The organism is Pseudomonas sp. R1-6, from assembly GCF_051132115.1.
Taxonomy (GTDB): Bacteria; Pseudomonadota; Gammaproteobacteria; order Pseudomonadales; family Pseudomonadaceae; genus Aquipseudomonas.
Genome location: NZ_CP071662.1, coordinates 3,734,074 through 3,750,062 on the forward strand (window position 1 = coordinate 3,734,074; position 15,989 = coordinate 3,750,062).

Annotated in this window: 11 protein-coding genes (1 of these 11 running past the window's edge); 7 read left to right on the forward strand and 4 right to left on the reverse strand. The window is 63.7% G+C overall.

From position 1 onward, the window contains the following. Together J3P81_RS16740 and J3P81_RS16745 are read right to left on the reverse strand one after the other, a co-directional pair. A protein-coding gene (locus J3P81_RS16740; RefSeq protein ID WP_434559884.1) for a non-ribosomal peptide synthase/polyketide synthase crosses the window boundary here: on the reverse strand, positions 1 to 5,528 show its 5' portion. Its footprint begins 6,886 nt before the window's first position; the window shows 5,528 of its 12,414 coding nt (coding positions 1–5,528); its start codon is at positions 5,526 to 5,528; the stop codon falls past the left edge of the window. Positions 5,529 to 5,792: 264 nt separating this feature from the next. After that, positions 5,793 to 6,527, reverse strand: coding sequence for a thioesterase II family protein (locus J3P81_RS16745; RefSeq protein WP_434559886.1), 735 nt, complete (start codon positions 6,525 to 6,527; stop codon positions 5,793 to 5,795). Between the two features lie 131 nt (positions 6,528 to 6,658). On the opposite strand from J3P81_RS16745, the gene tam reads away from it, so the two are divergent. Beyond that, entirely contained in the window at positions 6,659 to 7,429 is a 771-nt protein-coding gene (gene tam / locus J3P81_RS16750; RefSeq protein ID WP_434559888.1) for a trans-aconitate 2-methyltransferase, read from the forward strand. A gap of 82 nt (positions 7,430 to 7,511) precedes the next feature. Further along, entirely contained in the window at positions 7,512 to 8,645 is a 1,134-nt protein-coding gene (locus tag J3P81_RS16755) for a cupin-like domain-containing protein (RefSeq protein WP_434559890.1), read from the forward strand. Positions 8,646 to 8,695: 50 nt separating this feature from the next. Here J3P81_RS16755 and J3P81_RS16760 read toward each other — a convergent pair whose 3' ends face one another. Continuing rightward, positions 8,696 to 9,868: an MFS transporter gene (locus tag J3P81_RS16760; RefSeq protein WP_434559892.1), complete on the reverse strand. Its 1,173-nt coding sequence runs from the start codon at positions 9,866 to 9,868 to the stop codon at positions 8,696 to 8,698. Between the two features lie 157 nt (positions 9,869 to 10,025). Here J3P81_RS16760 and J3P81_RS16765 point away from each other — a divergent pair, with 157 nt between their 5' ends. From J3P81_RS16765 to J3P81_RS16780, 4 genes are all read left to right on the forward strand, one after another. Continuing rightward, on the forward strand, positions 10,026 to 10,826 hold the full coding sequence (locus J3P81_RS16765; protein WP_420767858.1) for an SDR family oxidoreductase: 801 nt from the start codon (positions 10,026 to 10,028) through the stop codon (positions 10,824 to 10,826). After that, complete coding sequence (locus tag J3P81_RS16770) at positions 10,819 to 12,642, forward strand: glycoside hydrolase family 15 protein (protein ID WP_434559894.1); 1,824 nt, start codon at positions 10,819 to 10,821, stop codon at positions 12,640 to 12,642. The genes J3P81_RS16765 and J3P81_RS16770 overlap by 8 nt, the downstream gene beginning before the upstream one ends. 275 nt (positions 12,643 to 12,917) lie before the next feature. Next, positions 12,918 to 13,295 (forward strand): hypothetical protein, encoded by a 378-nt coding sequence (locus tag J3P81_RS16775; protein ID WP_434559896.1) that lies wholly within the window; start codon positions 12,918 to 12,920, stop codon positions 13,293 to 13,295. A 28-nt stretch (positions 13,296 to 13,323) separates the two neighbouring features. Continuing rightward, positions 13,324 to 14,226, forward strand: coding sequence for an alpha/beta fold hydrolase (locus tag J3P81_RS16780; protein WP_434559898.1), 903 nt, complete (start codon positions 13,324 to 13,326; stop codon positions 14,224 to 14,226). On the opposite strand, the gene J3P81_RS16785 is transcribed toward J3P81_RS16780, so the two are convergent. Beyond that, entirely contained in the window at positions 14,195 to 15,181 is a 987-nt protein-coding gene (locus J3P81_RS16785; protein WP_434559900.1) for a GlxA family transcriptional regulator, read from the reverse strand. The two genes, J3P81_RS16780 and J3P81_RS16785, sit on opposite strands and share 32 nt — an antisense overlap. Before the next feature lie 99 nt (positions 15,182 to 15,280). Between J3P81_RS16785 and inhA the strand changes: the two genes are divergently transcribed. Continuing rightward, entirely contained in the window at positions 15,281 to 15,967 is a 687-nt protein-coding gene (gene inhA, locus J3P81_RS16790) for an isonitrile hydratase (RefSeq protein ID WP_420767863.1), read from the forward strand. Positions 15,968 to 15,989: the final 22 nt, after the last annotated feature.

Consider the following 15,989-nt stretch of genomic DNA (forward strand, 5'->3'; position numbering starts at 1 on the left):
ACCGGCAAGGTGTTGATGAACAGGCCGACCTGCTGCTCGATCCCCGGCAGATCCGCCGGGCGACCGGCAACCGTCGCGCCAAACGTCACGGTCGGGTGCCCGGTATAGCGTTGCAGCAACAGCAGCCAAGCCGCTTGCACCAGCGTGTTGAGGGTGATTTTCTGCTGGCGGGCAAACGACTCCAGTGCCTGGGTGCGCCGCATGTCGAGGGTCAGGAAATGATCGCCGTGACCGCTCTCGCCGCTGTCCGAGGCCGCGCGGGCGAGTCGGGTCGGCTCTTGAAACGGGGCCAGCTGTGCGCTCCAGAAATCCTGGCTGAGCTGGCCGTCCTGGCGTTGCAGCCAAGCGATGTAGTCGCGATAACGCCCAACAGTGCTGGCCGGGGCGCGGCCTTTGTAGCGCTGCATCACCTCGCCGAGCAACTGCGAGTTGCTCCAGCCATCCATCAGGATGTGGTGATGGGTGTAGATCAAATGCCATTGCGCCGCTCCGGTCTGCACCAGCACCAGGCGCAACAGCGGCGCCTGGCTCAAGTCGAAACCTTGGGCACGCTCGGCCTCGGCCAACGCGGCGAGGGCGTGGGCCGGGTCGGCATGCTCGCGCCAGTCCAGCACCGTGAACGGCAACTGCACCTGCTTGTGAACGATCTGCAGCGGTTGCGGCCATTCACCTTCCCAGACGAAGCCGCTGCGCAAAATATCCTGCGCCGCGACAGTGGCCTGCCACGCCGCACGGAAGCGCTCGGCATCCAGGCCTTGCACGTCCACCCGCAATTGATTGACGTATTCGCCGGCCGCCTGCTCGTACAACGTGTGGAACAACAAGCCCTGCTGCATCGGCGACAGCGGATAGACATCATCCAACTGACCGGCCGCCACTGGCAGATGATCGAGTTGCGATTGGGTGATCCGCGCCAGCGGAAAGTCCGACGGCGTGGCTTGCGGTTCCGCCAGGTTGACGCAATGGTCGATCAGCGCCTTGAGCTCGACGGCGTATTGATCGGCCAGTTGCTGCACGGTCGTGCTGTCGAACATGTCACGGCTGAAGCCCCAGCTCATCGCCAGCTCGCCGCCATGCACCTGTCCTTCCACCGTCAGCCAGTTGGCCAGCGGTGCCGTCGGGTCCTGGGCGACGCCACTGCCTTCGCCGGACGGCAGGAACAGCGCCGCCTCATCGAACTGGCGGTCGAACTGGCCGAGGTAATTGAAGGTGATGCGCGCAGGCGCCAGATCCGTCCATCGAGCTTGCACCGACGGTGCTGCCAGATGACGCAGCACGCCGTAGCCCAGGCCCTTGTCCGGGACGCTGCGCAGTTGCTCCTTGATGGTCTTGATCGAGCCGCCGATGTCCTCGGTGGCTGTCAGCTTGACCGGGAACAGACTGGTCAGCCAACCCACCGTGCGGGTCAGGTCGATGTCATCGAAAAGGTCTTCGCGGCCATGACCTTCGAGCTCGATCAATGTGCTTGGCTGCCCGCTCCAACGGCTGATGGTGCGGGTCAGCGCGGTGAGTAGCAGGTCGTTGACCTGGGTGCGATAGGCAGCGGGCGCCTGTTGCAGCAGTTGCCGGGTCAGTTCGGCCTCCAGGCGCCATTGGATTTTCTCGCCGTGGATATTTTGCAAGCTGCCCTGCGGGCGTTCGCATGGCAGGTCCCACGCGGCCTCGTGCTGGTTTTTCCAATAGGCCGACTGGTCATCGAAGCGCGATGCGTCGGCCCTCAGACGCGCCGTCCAACTCTGGAAGGCGCTGGTCTTGGCCGGCAACGTAACACCGCCACCCGCCGCCAGTTGCTCGTAGGCCTGCTGCAAATCTTCCAGCAGCACGCGCCATGACACGCCGTCCACCACCAAGTGATGGATGACCAGCGCCAGGCGCTGGCTGCCGTCGGCCAGGTTCACCAGCATGGCGCGCACCAGTGGCCCGTCTTGCAGGTCCAGGCTGCGCTGCGCCTCGTCGCACAGCGCATTCAGGTGCTCGATGGATCGGGCATCGCGTTGCCACAGGTCGGCGCTTTGCAAAAGCGCGGCATGGCTCTGCCGCCAACCGTCGGCGTCTTCGACGAAGCGCAGGCGCAAGGCGTCGTGGTGGTTGATGACGCAGGTCAGCGCCGCGTCGAGCCATTGTGCATTCAGCGGTTCGCGTGGGGTCAGCAACAGCGATTGGTTCCAGTGCTCGCGGGCCTGCATCGCCTGGGCGAAAAACTGCTGCTGGATCGGCCCGAGCATGGCATCGCCAGTGACCGGACCTTGGTCCAGGGCGCTGTGGTTGTCGTGGCGGGCGACCAGCGCCAGGCTGCGCACGGTCTGGTACTGGAACAGGTCGCGGGGATGAATATGCACACCGACCTGTCGTGCGCGGCTCACCACTTGGATGGAAATGATCGAATCGCCGCCCAGTTCGAAGAAGTTGTCTTCGAGACCGACGCGCTCAACGCCAAGCACGCTCTGCCAGATTTCAGCCAAGACGGTTTGCAGTGCATCTTGCGGGGCGATGAATGTTTGCCGGGGCGCGGCGTCGGGTTGTGGCAAGGCCTTGCGATCGAGCTTGCCGTTGGCGGTCACGGGCAGGCCGGCCAATGGCATCAGGTAGGTCGGCACCATGTATTCCGGCAGGCCGGCGAGCAGCCAGGCCTTGAGGTCCTGTTGCCACTGCTCGTGCGGGTCGCCGTTTTCCAGCACCAGGTAGCCCACCAGATGCTTGCCGTCCTGCACCAGTACCACGGCCTCGCGCACCAGTGGATGTTGCACGAGACGGGCTTCGATTTCCCCCAGTTCGATGCGCAGGCCGCGCAGCTTGACCTGATGATCGAGACGGCCAAGGTATTCGATCACACCGTCGGCGCGCTGGCGCACGCGGTCGCCGGTGCGGTACAGGCGCGCGCCGTCATGGAACGGGCACGGCACGAAACGCTCGGCGGTCAGCGTCGGACGCTGGTGATAACTGCGCGCCAGCCCCGCCCCGCCCAGGTACAACTCGCCCGCCACGCCCCACGGTACCGGCGACAGATCGGCGTCGAGCACATGGGTACGCAGGTTGGCGATGGGCTGGCCGATCGGTACGCAATCGGCGCCCTCATCTAGGCAAGTCCAATGAGTCACGTCGATGGCCGCTTCGGTCGGGCCGTACAGGTTGTAGAGCGCTGCGTCCGGTAGTTTGGCGAAGACCTGCTGCTGCGCATCCAGCGGCAAGGCTTCACCACTGCAGACGATACGCTTCAAGCTTTCGCAGGATTCCACGCCAGGTTCATGGATGAAGGCCTGCAGCATCGACGGCACGAAGTGCAGCGTGCTGATGCGATGACGGTTAATGCTATCGATCAGTTGCCGCGGATCACGATGGGCACCAGGCGCGGCAATCACCAAGCGTGCTCCGGTCATCAGCGGCCAGAAGAACTCCCACACCGACACGTCGAAACTGAACGGGGTTTTGTGCAACACCGCGTCGCTGCCATCCAGGCGATACGCCTGTTGCATCCAGCACAAGCGATTGACCAGTGCCGCGTGGCTGTTGCCCGCGCCCTTGGGTTTGCCGGTGGAACCAGAGGTGTAGATCACGTAAGCCAAGTTCAGCGGGTCGACCGCGACGTCGGGTCGACTGTCGCTGTAACCGTCGAGCCAACCGTCCGGTTGGTCGAGCGCGATGACCCCGATCCCCTCGGTTGGCAGCCCCGCCGACAGCGCGCGCTGGGTCAGCAGCAAGCCGATGCCGCTGTCCTCGATCATGTAGGCCAGGCGATCCTGCGGATATTCCGGATCCAGCGGCACGTAGGCACCGCCGGCCTTGTGGATCGCCAGCAGGCCAAGCACCATCTCAACCGAACGCTCGATGCAGATGCCCACCAAGCTGTCCGCTCGTACACCGCGTCCGCGCAGCAGATGGGCCAGACGGTTGGCGCGGGCATCGAGCTGGGCGTAGGTCAGGCTCTGGTCGCCAAACACCAGCGCCTGAGCGTGCGGAGTGCGCGCCACCTGGGCTTCGATCAACTGATGCATGCACAGTTCGGTCGGGTAGCGTTGGGCCGTGGCGTTCCAGTCATAAACCAGAGTGGCGTGCTCGTCGGCATCAAGCAGCGCCAGCTCCCCGACACGCCGGGACGGATCGGCAATCATCGCCGCGAGCAATCGCAGCCAATGCCGCGCCATGCGCGCGACGGTCGGCGCCTCGAACAGGTCCTCGGAATAAGTCAGCGCGGCGCGCAACGTGCCTGCTTTTTCGTAAGTGTCCAGGGTCAAGTCGAATTGGGTGGTGCGGGTCTGCCACTCGATCATGTCCAGTTCCAGCCCGGACGCCGTTCGGATCGTGGTGACATCCGCCACTTGGGGCTGATGGTTGTACATCACCTGGAACAGCGGCGTATGGCTGAGGCTGCGCTCCAATTTCAATGCCTCGACCAGGCGCTCGAAAGGCAAGTCCTGGTGGGCCTGGGCACCGAGCGCGGTCTCCTTGACCCGGCGCAGCAACTCGTCGACCCGGATCTGGCCATCCAATTCGGTGCGCAGCACCTGGGTGTTGACGAAGAAACCGATCAGGCCTTCGATTTCATCGCGGTTGCGGTTGGCAATCGGCACGCCCACGCGGATGTCGGACTGGCCGCTGTAGCGATGCAACAGCACGTTGAACGCGCCGAGCAGCAGCATGAACAGCGTGACGCCCTGCTGCTGGGCCGTGCTGCGCAGTTGCTCCGCCAACCCCGGCTCGATGGCGAATTCATAACGGCTGCCGCGATAGCTTGGCATGGCCGGGCGCGAATGGTCGGTGGGCAATTCCAGCACCGGATGCTCATCACCCAACTGGGCCTGCCAGTACGCCAGTTGTCGGCCCTGCTCACCGGCCTCCAGCCAACGGCGCTGCCACAGCGCGTAGTCGCTGTACTGGATCGGCAAATCGGCCAGTTGCGGCGGCACGCCGGCTTCGTGGGCGTCGTAGCAGCGGATGAACTCTTCGATCAGCACGTTCATCGACCAGCCATCGGAGACGATGTGGTGCAGGGTCAACAGCAGTACGTGCTCCTGCGCATCGAGCTTGAGCAACTCGACCCGCAGCAAGGGGCCGCTGGACAGGTCGAAGGGCCGCATCGATTGTGCTTGCGCAGCCTGGCGCACCGCTTGCTCGCGATTGCCTGCCGGCAAGCCGCTGAGGTCCTGATGCTCGATCAGCAGCGGCGCATCGGTCGCCACTTGCAAGAGGCTGTCGTCGGCCTGGCGCTGGAACACCGTGCGCAGGGTTTCATGACGCGCCACCAAACTGGCAAAAGCCTGCTCCAGCGACGACAGGCTCAACGCGCCCTTGAGCCGCACCGCCCCGGGCAGGTTGTAGGCGCCGCTTTCGGGATCCAACTGCCAGAGAAACCACATGCGCTGCTGGGCATAGGACAGGGCCTGGCGATCCTCGGCTTCGACGCCTTGGGGAATGGGAAAGCTGCTGAAATCCACGCCCTCCTTGTCCAGCGCCGCCAGGAACATCTGGCGCTTGTCCAAAGGCAACCCGATAAACCGGCGAGCAAGTTTCAAGGCGTTTTCAGCATTCATTTCTGGGTATCCGGAATCAGTGGGCACAAGGCACAGAGGCATGTCGTCCCTATGAAACGAATGCAAACCGGAAAAATTAGCGATTGGGAACAAGTGTCAGGAAGGAAGAAAACCGTGGCGAGGGAGCTTGCTCCCGCTCGGCTGCGCAGCAGTCGTAAACCGGCTGATGCGGTCTGCCTGGGTTAATGCGCCATTCTTTTTGAGGCGGCCCGGCCGCCCAGCGGGAGCAAGCTCCCTAGGTCACGAAAGCGGGTCTTTAACGGGTTATGCGCTGATCGCCAACCCATGCCGCCGATGATGCACGCTCAACTGATCCTTGATCAGCCGCAGCACCTTGGCCTCGTGCTCGTGGATGAAAAAATGCCCGCCGGCCAGCATGTCTACCGAAAAGCTGCCCGTGGTTTCCTGGCGCCAGCCCATCAGTTGCGCCGTGGTGGCCTTGTCGGCGGTGCCGCCGAGCACGTGCACCGGGCATTTGAGCAACGGTCGCTGCCGCGGCTGAAAACGTCCGCACAGCAAAAAATCGGCCCGCAGGATCGGCAGGGTCAGGGCCATCAGTTCTTCATTGGCCAGGATCTCCTCGCTCGTGCCGTTGAGGGTGCGCAGTTGCTCGATCAACTCAGCGTCGGTCTTTGCCGTGGCAAAATCGCGATCATAGTCGGCTCGCATCGTCGGCGCGGCGGTGCCGGATGCAAACAGCGCCACCGGTTCCGGGCTGCCGAGTTCACGCAGGGCATGGGCGATTTCACAGGCCAACAGCGCACCCAGGCTGTGACCGAACAAGGCGTACGGCGCCTGGAGCGTCGGGTAAAGCTCCCGCGCCAGTTGCATCGCCAACGGGCCCATCTCGGTGTGCAGCGGCTCGTCGAAGCGCGCCCCGCGTCCCGGCAACTCCACTGGTTGCACGTGCAGCCAGTGCGGCAATTTGCGCCGCCACCGGCTGTACACCATTGCGCTGGCGCCGGAATAAGGCAGGCACAGCAGGGTCAGTTGGGTCACTGCGGTTTTCTCCGATCGTTCGAGTCAAAAGGATAACGAGGCCGGGCCGTAAAAAATTAGTCGCCGGCCTCTCCCCTGGATGCGTCTTATACTGCAAACCCCATGGTTCTGGTCTGCCCAAGGAGAACACAATGAGCTGGTCCGCCCAACAATATGTCGCTTTCGAACAGGAACGCACCCGCCCGTCCCGCGATCTGCTGGCGGCGATCCCGCCGGTACAGGCGCGCCAGGTGATCGATCTGGGCTGCGGCCCCGGAAACTCCACCGAACTGTTGGTGGAGCACTTCCCCGGCGCGACGGTGCGTGGCCTGGACAGTTCCGCCGACATGGTCGAAGCCGCCCGCAAGCGCTTGCCCGGCGTGACATTCGACACGGCAGACATCGGCCACTGGAATGAAAGCGGCCCCTTCGAGGTGATCTTCGCCAACGCCGTGCTGCAATGGCTGCCGGACCACGCCACCCTACTGCCGTCACTGGTGGACAAGCTCGCGCCAGGTGGCAGCCTGGCGATCCAGATGCCCGACACGCTGCATCAGCCGTCCCACCGCTTGATGCGGGAGATTGCGGCCAATGGCCCCTGGGCCAGCCAACTGGCCGGGGCCGCTGATTCTCGGACCGAGGTGGAGGACGCCAGCACCTATTATTCGATCCTCAAGCCCCATTGCAGCCGGGTCGATGTGTGGCGCACCACCTATCATCATCCACTGGCCGGTGGCGCTTCGGGCATCGTGGAATGGTTCAAGGGCAGCGGCTTGCGCCCGTTTCTCGAACCGTTGGACGAGGCGCAACGCGAGCAATACCTGATGCAATACCTCAAGGCTGTCGAACAGGCCTACCCGACCCTGGACGATGGTTCGGTCCTGCTACCGTTTCCACGGGTCTTCATCGTCGCGACACGCTAGGGCGGCGACTGGCGGCACAGGCTAAATTTTCGGTCACGGCCCTCGTTACCTGCTAGACCGAAAACCCGCAAGAGTGACCGCCGTGGACCTGCAAACCATCCTGGGCAAGCTGTTCGCCAATGCCGGCGCCGTTGGTATCGAAGGCGTCTTCCAGTTCGTGTTCGGCCCGCACCAGGCGTACTGGTCCGAGGTCAAGGCCACCAGCCGCACCCAGGCCGGGCGCCACGCCAGCCCCGACGTCACCATCGAAGTGGCGGAAAAGGACTTCCTCGGGATCATGGCCGGCCTGGCCAATGTCGAGGAACTGTTCGCCAGCGGCCGCTTGAAAATCGGCGGCAACATGGGCCTGGCGACGTTGCTGCCACAGATCATCGACCATGCGCGCCATGGCAGCCGCCCGGTGGAAAAGGTCGACATGAACAAGCGCTACCCCACCCCGTCGCGCTTCAGCGAAAAGCTCACCGCCAGCCTGCCAACCCAACACAGCGTGGAACGTCGGCCGTGCAGCGGGTTGTCAGTCCAGGAATTCAAGGCGCGCTATCTGCCCCATGGCATCCCGGTGGTCATCAGCGATGCGCTGCAGGACTGGCCCTTGTTCAAGCTCAGCCGGGAAGAAACCCTGGTGCATTTTGCCGAGCTGCAAGGCATCACCCGCCACGGCGACTACGTCAAGAAAACCTTTTCAACGGAGCGGGATTTTCGCTCCACCTCCATGGCCGATTTCATCGCCTCCCTCGACAACCCGGTGACCACGGCCGCCAACGGCGAGCCGCCGGCGTACATGGGCAACAACATTCTGCCGGCGCAGTTGATGGAGTTGATCAAATACCCGCCCTACTTCGACGCTTCGCTGTTCATCCCGCCACGTATCTGGATCGGTCCCAAGGGCACCCTCACCCCACTGCACCGCGACGACACCGATAACCTGTTCGCCCAGGTCTGGGGCCAGAAAACCTTCACCCTCGCCGCGCCCCACCACCGCGAAGCCCTGGGCACCTGGTCGACCGCGCCCCAAGGCGGGCTGGACGGCTGCGACTTCAATCCCGACGCGCCGGACTATGCACGTTTCCCCAGCGCCCGGGACGTGACGTTCCTGCGGGCCACACTGGAGGCCGGTGACCTGCTGTTCTTGCCGGAAGGCTGGTTTCATCAAGTGGAATCGGTGTCCACATCGCTGTCAGTCAATTTCTGGGTGAATTCGGGACGGGGTTGGTAGCGGTCGAGGTTGCACTCGTGGCGAGGGAATGTGTACGGCAAACCTGTCGCTTACCTCTGCTGGCGATAACTTTGCACCGCCGCCCCCAGCACCACCGCCCCGGCCGCAATCGCCAGCCAGAACCCACTGCGCGCGCCGAACGTATCCACCAGCCACCCCGAACCGGCCGCGCCGATCGCCACGCCGATGCTCAGGCCAGTCACCAGCCAGGTCAGGCCTTCGGTCAGCCGGGCTGGCGGCACGATGCGCTCCACCAAGGCCATGGCGACGATCAGCGTCGGCGCGAAAAATAAACCGGCAACGAACACCGCCAGGGACAATCCGAGGATATTGCTCGCCAACAACAGCGGCAGCGTGGTGACCGCGGTCGCCACGCCGCCATACAGGAACAACCGCGGCAGAGGCAGCTTGGATCGCAGCGCGCCGAACGCCAGCCCGGCCAGGCACGAGCCGATGGCGTAGACCGACAGCACGATGCTCGCCGCCGCCGGTTGCCCCTGCTGCTGGGCGAACGCCACGCTGACCACATCCACCACCCCGACAATGACGCCCATGGCGACCATCAACAACAGCAGCAAAAGCACATCCCCTGAACCAATGATCGAGCCCTGATGATGGGCCTGGTGCGGATGCACCGGCGGCTCGGTCCCACGTTGCAGCACAAACGCGGTCACGCCGATCGCCAGCAGCAGCACCGAGGCCAGGGGCCCCGCTTCCGGGAACGCCACCACGCACAACCCCACCGACAGCGGCGGCCCAACAATAAAACAGACCTCGTCGAGCACCGACTCCAGCGCATAAGCGGTGCGCAGTTGCGGCTGGCCGCGATACACCTCGGTCCAGCGCGCTCGGACCATCGCCGACATACTGGGCATACAACCGGCCAGGGCAGCGAACAGGAACAGCGTCCAATGGGGCGCCTGCAATCGCGTACACAGCAGTAGCATCAACAGCGCCCCGCCCCCCAGCAACGCCGCCGCCGGCAAGACCCGTCTCTGGCCGAAACGGTCCACCAGCCGCGACACCTGAGGCGCGCAGAACGCGGTCGCCAAGGCAAACGTCGCCGCCACCGCGCCGGCCAGACCATAGCCGCCCTTGAGCTGCGAAAGCATGGTGATCACGCCGATGCCGGTCATGGATATCGGCATGCGCGCGATCATCCCCGCCAGCACGAAGCCGCGGCTGCCAGGGGCAGTGAATAATTCACGATAGGGGTTTGCCATGGGACACAGTCTCAACAAGGGCCTGCAACTTGCCATAAACGACCGGGACGGGGAAAGCGTAAAACTGTGGGTGAAATGTGAAGACTGTTTCCTGCAAATGAACTCTCGGCACCTGGCGCCAGTCAGCAAGTAAGGCCCTCAGTTCAAGGTGCTACCCATGCAGATTTCCCTCGCCCGACAAGTTGCCCTGGTCACTGGCGCCAGCTCTGGCATCGGCGCCGGCTCCGCCCGGGCATTGGCGGCGGCCGGTGCCGCCGTGGTGCTCAACTACCATTCCAGTGCAGGCCCGGCCGAAGACCTGGCCCGCGAGATTAACGACAGCGGCGGCCGCGCCATCGCCCTCGGCGCCGATGTATCGAAGGAGCAGGATGTCGAACGCTTGTTCGCCCAGACCCTCGACGCCTTCGGCACGCTGGACATCCTGGTCGCCAACTCCGGCCTGCAAAAGGACGCCGCCGCCGTGGACCTGACCCTGGACGACTGGAACACCGTCATCAACGTCAATCTCACCGGCCAATTCCTCTGCGCCCGCGCCGCCCTGCGAATCTTCAACCGCCAGGGCATTCGCCAGGGCGTGTCCCGGGCCGCCGGCAAGATTATCCACATGAGCTCGGTGCACCAGCGCATCCCCTGGGCCGGTCATGTCAACTATGCGGCATCCAAGGGCGGCATCGACCAGCTCATGCAGACCCTGGCCCAGGAAACCAGCCACCAGCGCATCCGCATCAACAGCATCGCCCCCGGCGCCATCCGCACGGCCATCAATCGGGAGGCCATGGCAGGCGACAATGAGGAGAAAATCCTCGAGCTCATCCCCTACGGTCGGGTCGGCGATGTGGAGGATGTCGCCAATGCGGTGGTCTGGCTGGCATCGGACTTGTCCGATTATGTCGTGGGCACCACGCTGTTCATCGACGGTGGAATGAGCCTCTATCCGGGGTTCCGCGGCAATGGTTGATCATGACGAACCGCAAAGCCCCATCGAGAACCACGGCATCATTGGCGACATGCGCACCGCCGCGCTGGTCAACGATCGAGGCAGCGTGGATTTTTTCTGCTGGCCGGAATTCGACAGCCCGTCGATCTTCTGCTCGCTGTTGGACACTCCCGAGGCCGGCATCTTTCAACTCGCGCCGATCTTGCCGGACGCCCGTCGCCAGCAGATCTACCTGCCCGACACCAACGTCCTGCAGACCCGCTGGCTGAGCGACGGCGTGGTGGTGGAAATCACCGATTTGCTGCCCATCGGCGACAGCGAGGATGACCTGCCGGTGCTGATGCGTCGGGTGCGCATGACCGTCGGCAGCGCGACGTTTCGCATGCGTTGCGCGGTGCGCCATGATTATTCCCGCGCCGCGACAACGGCGCGCCAGGAGGGCGATCACGTCATTTTCGAGGCACCGCAACAACCGAGCCTGCGCCTGTGCGCCGACCAGCCCCTGACGCTGGACGGCCAGGCGGCAGTGACGGAGTTCACCCTGGAGCAAGGCCAGACCGCTGAGTTCCTGCTGGGCAGCATCGACGACCCTCGGCTGGTGGACGATACCAGTGCCCTTTGCCTGGAACGAACCCTGGCGTTCTGGCGCGGCTGGATCAGCCAATCGAACTACCGCGGCCGCTGGCGGGAAATGGTCAACCGTTCCGCCCTGGCGCTGAAACTCCTGACATCGCGCAAACAGGGCGCCATCCTCGCCGCCGCCACCTTCGGCCTGCCGGAATCACGTGGCGGCGAGCGCAACTGGGATTATCGCTACACCTGGATCCGCGACGCCTCGTTCACCGTCTACGCCTTCATGCGCCTGGGCTTTGTCGACGAAGCCAACGCCTACATGCGCTGGCTGCGTGGCCGAGTCAGCGATTGTCGCGACCAACCGACCAAACTCAACATCCTCTATGGCCTGGACGGTCGGCTTGAATTGCCCGAAACCGAACTGACGCACCTGAGCGGCTATGGCAACGCGCAGCCGGTGCGTATCGGCAACCTGGCCTACCAGCAGGTGCAGCTGGACATCTTCGGCGAGCTGATGGACGCGGTGTACCTGGTCAACAAATACGGCGAAGCCATCTCCCACCAGGGCTGGAAACACACCGTCGATGTGGTGGATCAGGTATGCACGATCTGGCGGGACGCGGATGTCGGCATCTGGGAAATGCGCGGTGACAAGCAACATTTCCTGCACTCGCGCTTGATGTGCTGGGTGGCCGTGGACCGCGCCATCCGCCTGGCGAGCAAACGCTCCCTGCCCGCCCCGTTCGCCCGTTGGGATGAGACCCGCCAGGCCATCTACGAAGACATCTGGACGAACTTCTGGAGCGACGAACATCAGCACTTCGTCCAGTGCCTGGGCAGCACCGCCCTGGACGGCTCGATGCTGCTGATGCCGCTGGTGCGCTTCGTCAGCGCCCGCGACCCGCGCTGGTTGTCGACGCTGGACGCCATCGAAAAAGACCTGGTGCGAGACGGCATGGTCTATCGCTACCGCACCGACGACAACCCCATTGATGGCCTCAGCGGCACCGAAGGTTCGTTCGTGGCCTGCTCATTCTGGTACGTCGAATGCCTGGCCCGCGCCGGCCGGGTTGAAAAAGCCCAACTGGAATTCGAACAGCTGCTGCGCTACGCCAATCCGCTGGGCCTGTATGCCGAGGAGTTCGACAGCCACGGTTATCATCTCGGCAACCTGCCCCAGGCCTTGAGCCATTTGGCGCTGATCAGCGCGGCGAGCTTTTTGGATCGCAAGTTGAGCGGGGAGAAAAATCATTGGCAGCCGTGAGCTGCGGTTATGACCAATGACGATTCCGTGGCGAGGGAGCTTGCTCCCGCTCGGCTGCGTAGCAGACGCCGCTTTTCAGTTCGGAAATTTGGGGTCGCTTCGCCCGAAGCGTCGGACCGTCCCAGCGGGAGCAAGCTCCCTCGCCACGTTGGATTCCAACAAAGCTGAACGCATTTCGCTGGCTGCAGGTTGCCAGTCCTCCAACCCTCTCCTAAGATCGATGCACTCACGGGTGCAGCGGAGCTGCCCGATAAAACCCGATTCAAGGACCTGACATGACGCACATCAAACGCTCCATTACCACCGAGCCCCGAACAGGGCTGACCCGGGGAGAACTCTGGGACGACCACGACAAAGGCTTGATCAAATGCTGGGAAATCGGCCGCGACCGGGCGGCGAGGTTTCCGGAACTGGCTCAACGCTGCCGGGACGGTGAACTGCCGGTGCTGGGCTGGAAAGGCGGGGTCAGCCGCAGTCTGAAGAAAACCGCCAAATTCGGTTGTCTCAAGTACCTGGCCCAATGGCAGGGCCTGCGCGGGGAGGACCTGGACATCGACCTGGCCCAGGAACGAACCCTGACCTGCTCCAGCACGAACATGATCGTGACGTTCACACCGGAGCGGGCCAAATACGTGAACCAGGAGCCCGCCTGACAACAATCGAGCGATGCCGGAGGCAGATATGACAACTGCGCCCAAGGTCAATTTCGCGGTGACGCCACTGCTGCGCATCGCCTATGAAGAACATGGACCCGCCAGCGGCGAGCCAATCATCCTGCTCCACGGTTTCCCCTATGACCCGCGCGCCTTCGACGAGGTGGCCCCGGTCCTGGCCCAACGCGGCTATCGGGTCATCGTGCCCTACCTGCGCGGCTATGGACCGACCCGGTTCAACAATCCCGCCATCGCCCGCTCCGGCCAACAGGCGGCACTGGCCCAGGACCTGCTGGACCTGATGGACGCGCTCGACATTCCCCGAGCCGCGTTGTGCGGTTATGACTGGGGTGGCCGCGCCGCGTGCATCGTCGCCGCCTTGTGGCCCGAGCGCGCCCGTTGCCTGGTAACGGGCGATGGCTACAATCTGCAGGACATTCCCCATTCAACCCAGCCGCTGAGCCCCGAAGATGAATACCGTCTGTGGTACCAGTATTACTTCCACACCGCCCGGGGCGTCGAAGGCCTGACGCAGAATCGGCGTGAATTGTGCCGATTGCTCTGGCGCCTCTGGTCGCCAACCTGGAAACGCGGCGCCGAGCTGTACGCTCTTAGCGCACCGTCATTCGACAATCCGGACTTCGTCGAAGTGACGATCCACTCCTATCGCCATCGTTTCATGTACGCGCCGGGGGATCCGACGCTCGAGTGGATGGAGGAAAAACTGACAGAGCAACCTGTCATCAGCGTGCCAAGTATTTCCCTGTGCGGCGGCGATGACGGTGTGGGGCCTGCGACGGAGGACGATGAAGATACAGGCCACTTCAGCGGGTTCTATGAACGCCGCGTACTGCCCGGCGTCGGCCACAACATTCCTCAGGAAGCACCCGAGGCCACGGTCAAGGCGTTGCTTGATCTGCTTGGGCACTGAACCGCTCGCGATAAGCCTGGGGTGTCACGCCCACGGCTCGCAAAAAGCTGCGGCGCAGGGTTTCTTCGCTGCCGAAGCCACATTGCAGGGCGACGCGCTTGACCGGCACCGCACTGTCGGCAAGCAGACGGCGAGCGGTCTCCACGCGGATCAGTTCCACGGCGCGGGCCGGGGTCTGGCCGGTCTCGGCGCGGTAATGGCGGACCAAACTGCGCTCACTCATGCCCGCCTCGGCAGCCAGGCTCGACAGGCCCAGGTCCCGCGTCAGGTTCTCGGCGATCCAGGCGTGCAATTTGTCGAAGCGACCGCCCTGCTTTTGTAGCGCCAGGGTGGCGCTGAACTGCGATTGCCCGCCGGGGCGCTTGAGGAAAACCACCAGATGCCGAGCCACCTCCAAGGCCATCGCCCGGCCCAAGTCCTCTTCGACCAACGCCAATGCCAGGTCAATCCCGGCCGTGACCCCGGCCGACGTCCAGACAGGACCATCCTTGATGAAAATCGGATTGGGTTCGACCCGCAGTTGCGGATGTTGCTGGGCCAACTGTTCACAGCGGGTCCAGTGAGTCGCCACCCGGCGCCCATCCAGCCAGCCACTGGCCGCCAACAGGAACGCTCCGGTACACACTGACGCGACCCGTCGCGAGCGCATCCCTTGATGTTTGACCCAGGCCACCAGGGCTGGATCCTCGGCGGCTTCGTACACGCCCCAACCGCCCGCGATCAACAAGGTGTCGCTGACGTCGTTGGGGAGCGGCTCGGCCATCAGCGCCAACCCCGCCGACGACATCACTGCCCCGCCACCGGCAGCGACCACGGTCGGCGCGTACGGCGCCGGCAGACCCTGCCCACGAACAAGATCGTTGGCCGATGCAAATACTTGCAGGGGGCCGGTGACATCGAGCACCTGCACATTGGCGAAGGCCAGCACATGAATGGATTTCGGTGTATTTGGCATATTGGCGTGATTCGTGGGCTTATTGGCGAATACGCCAGATCCTACGAGCCTACAGTAAAACCGTCTACCCCTCGGCCATCATCCAAAGGAGCAAGCCACATGACGTTGCAGATCGGTTTTCTGTTGTTCCCTCAGGTCCAGCAACTGGACCTCACCGGCCCCTACGATGTACTGGCCTCGTTGCCGAATGTAAAAGTGCACCTGATCTGGAAAGACCTGGCGCCCGTCAATTCCAGCACCGGGCTGGTCTTGCTGCCGACCACCACATTTGAGGACTGCCCGAGGCTCGACGTGATCTGCGTCCCCGGCGGCAGTGGCGTCGGTCCACTGATGGAAGACGAGCAGACCCTGTCCTTCATCAAACGCCAGGCGGCCCATGCCAAATATGTCACCTCGGTGTGCACAGGTTCGCTGGTGCTTGGTGCGGCCGGATTGTTGCGTGGCAAGCGCGCCACCACCCACTGGGCCTTCCACAGTTTGCTGCAGCCCCTGGGCGCGACGCCGGTCAAGGACCGCGTAGTACGAGACGGTAACCTGCTCACCGGGGGCGGCATCACGGCAGGCATCGATTTTGCGCTGACCTTGGCGGCGGAGCTGTTCGATCGAGACACCGCGGAACTGGTCCAGCTGCAACTCGAATACGCTCCCGCACCGCCGTTCGCCTCAGGGTGTCCGGACACGGCGCCGACGAAAGTATTGGAAGAAGCCAACCGGCGTTCGGCAGAGTCTTTGCGGGTACGTTCGCAGATCACTCACCGGGCTGCGGCGCGGTTGGAAAAGGTGTAGCGGGAGGTTGAGCCAGGTAAGC

Bases quoted from the DNA above. Each gene is read 5' to 3' on its own strand.
- J3P81_RS16760 (WP_434559892.1), bottom strand. From the start codon at position 9,868: ATGGCAAACCCCTATCGTGAATTATTCACTGCCCCTGGCAGCCGCGGC.
- J3P81_RS16780 (WP_434559898.1), top strand. From the start codon at position 13,324: ATGACAACTGCGCCCAAGGTCAATTTCGCGGTGACGCCACTGCTGCGC.
- tam (WP_434559888.1), top strand. From the start codon at position 6,659: ATGAGCTGGTCCGCCCAACAATATGTCGCTTTCGAACAGGAACGCACC.
- J3P81_RS16765 (WP_420767858.1), top strand. From the start codon at position 10,026: ATGCAGATTTCCCTCGCCCGACAAGTTGCCCTGGTCACTGGCGCCAGC.
- inhA (WP_420767863.1), top strand. From the start codon at position 15,281: ATGACGTTGCAGATCGGTTTTCTGTTGTTCCCTCAGGTCCAGCAACTG.
- J3P81_RS16785 (WP_434559900.1), bottom strand. From the start codon at position 15,181: ATGCCAAATACACCGAAATCCATTCATGTGCTGGCCTTCGCCAATGTG.
- J3P81_RS16775 (WP_434559896.1), top strand. From the start codon at position 12,918: ATGACGCACATCAAACGCTCCATTACCACCGAGCCCCGAACAGGGCTG.
- J3P81_RS16770 (WP_434559894.1), top strand. From the start codon at position 10,819: ATGGTTGATCATGACGAACCGCAAAGCCCCATCGAGAACCACGGCATC.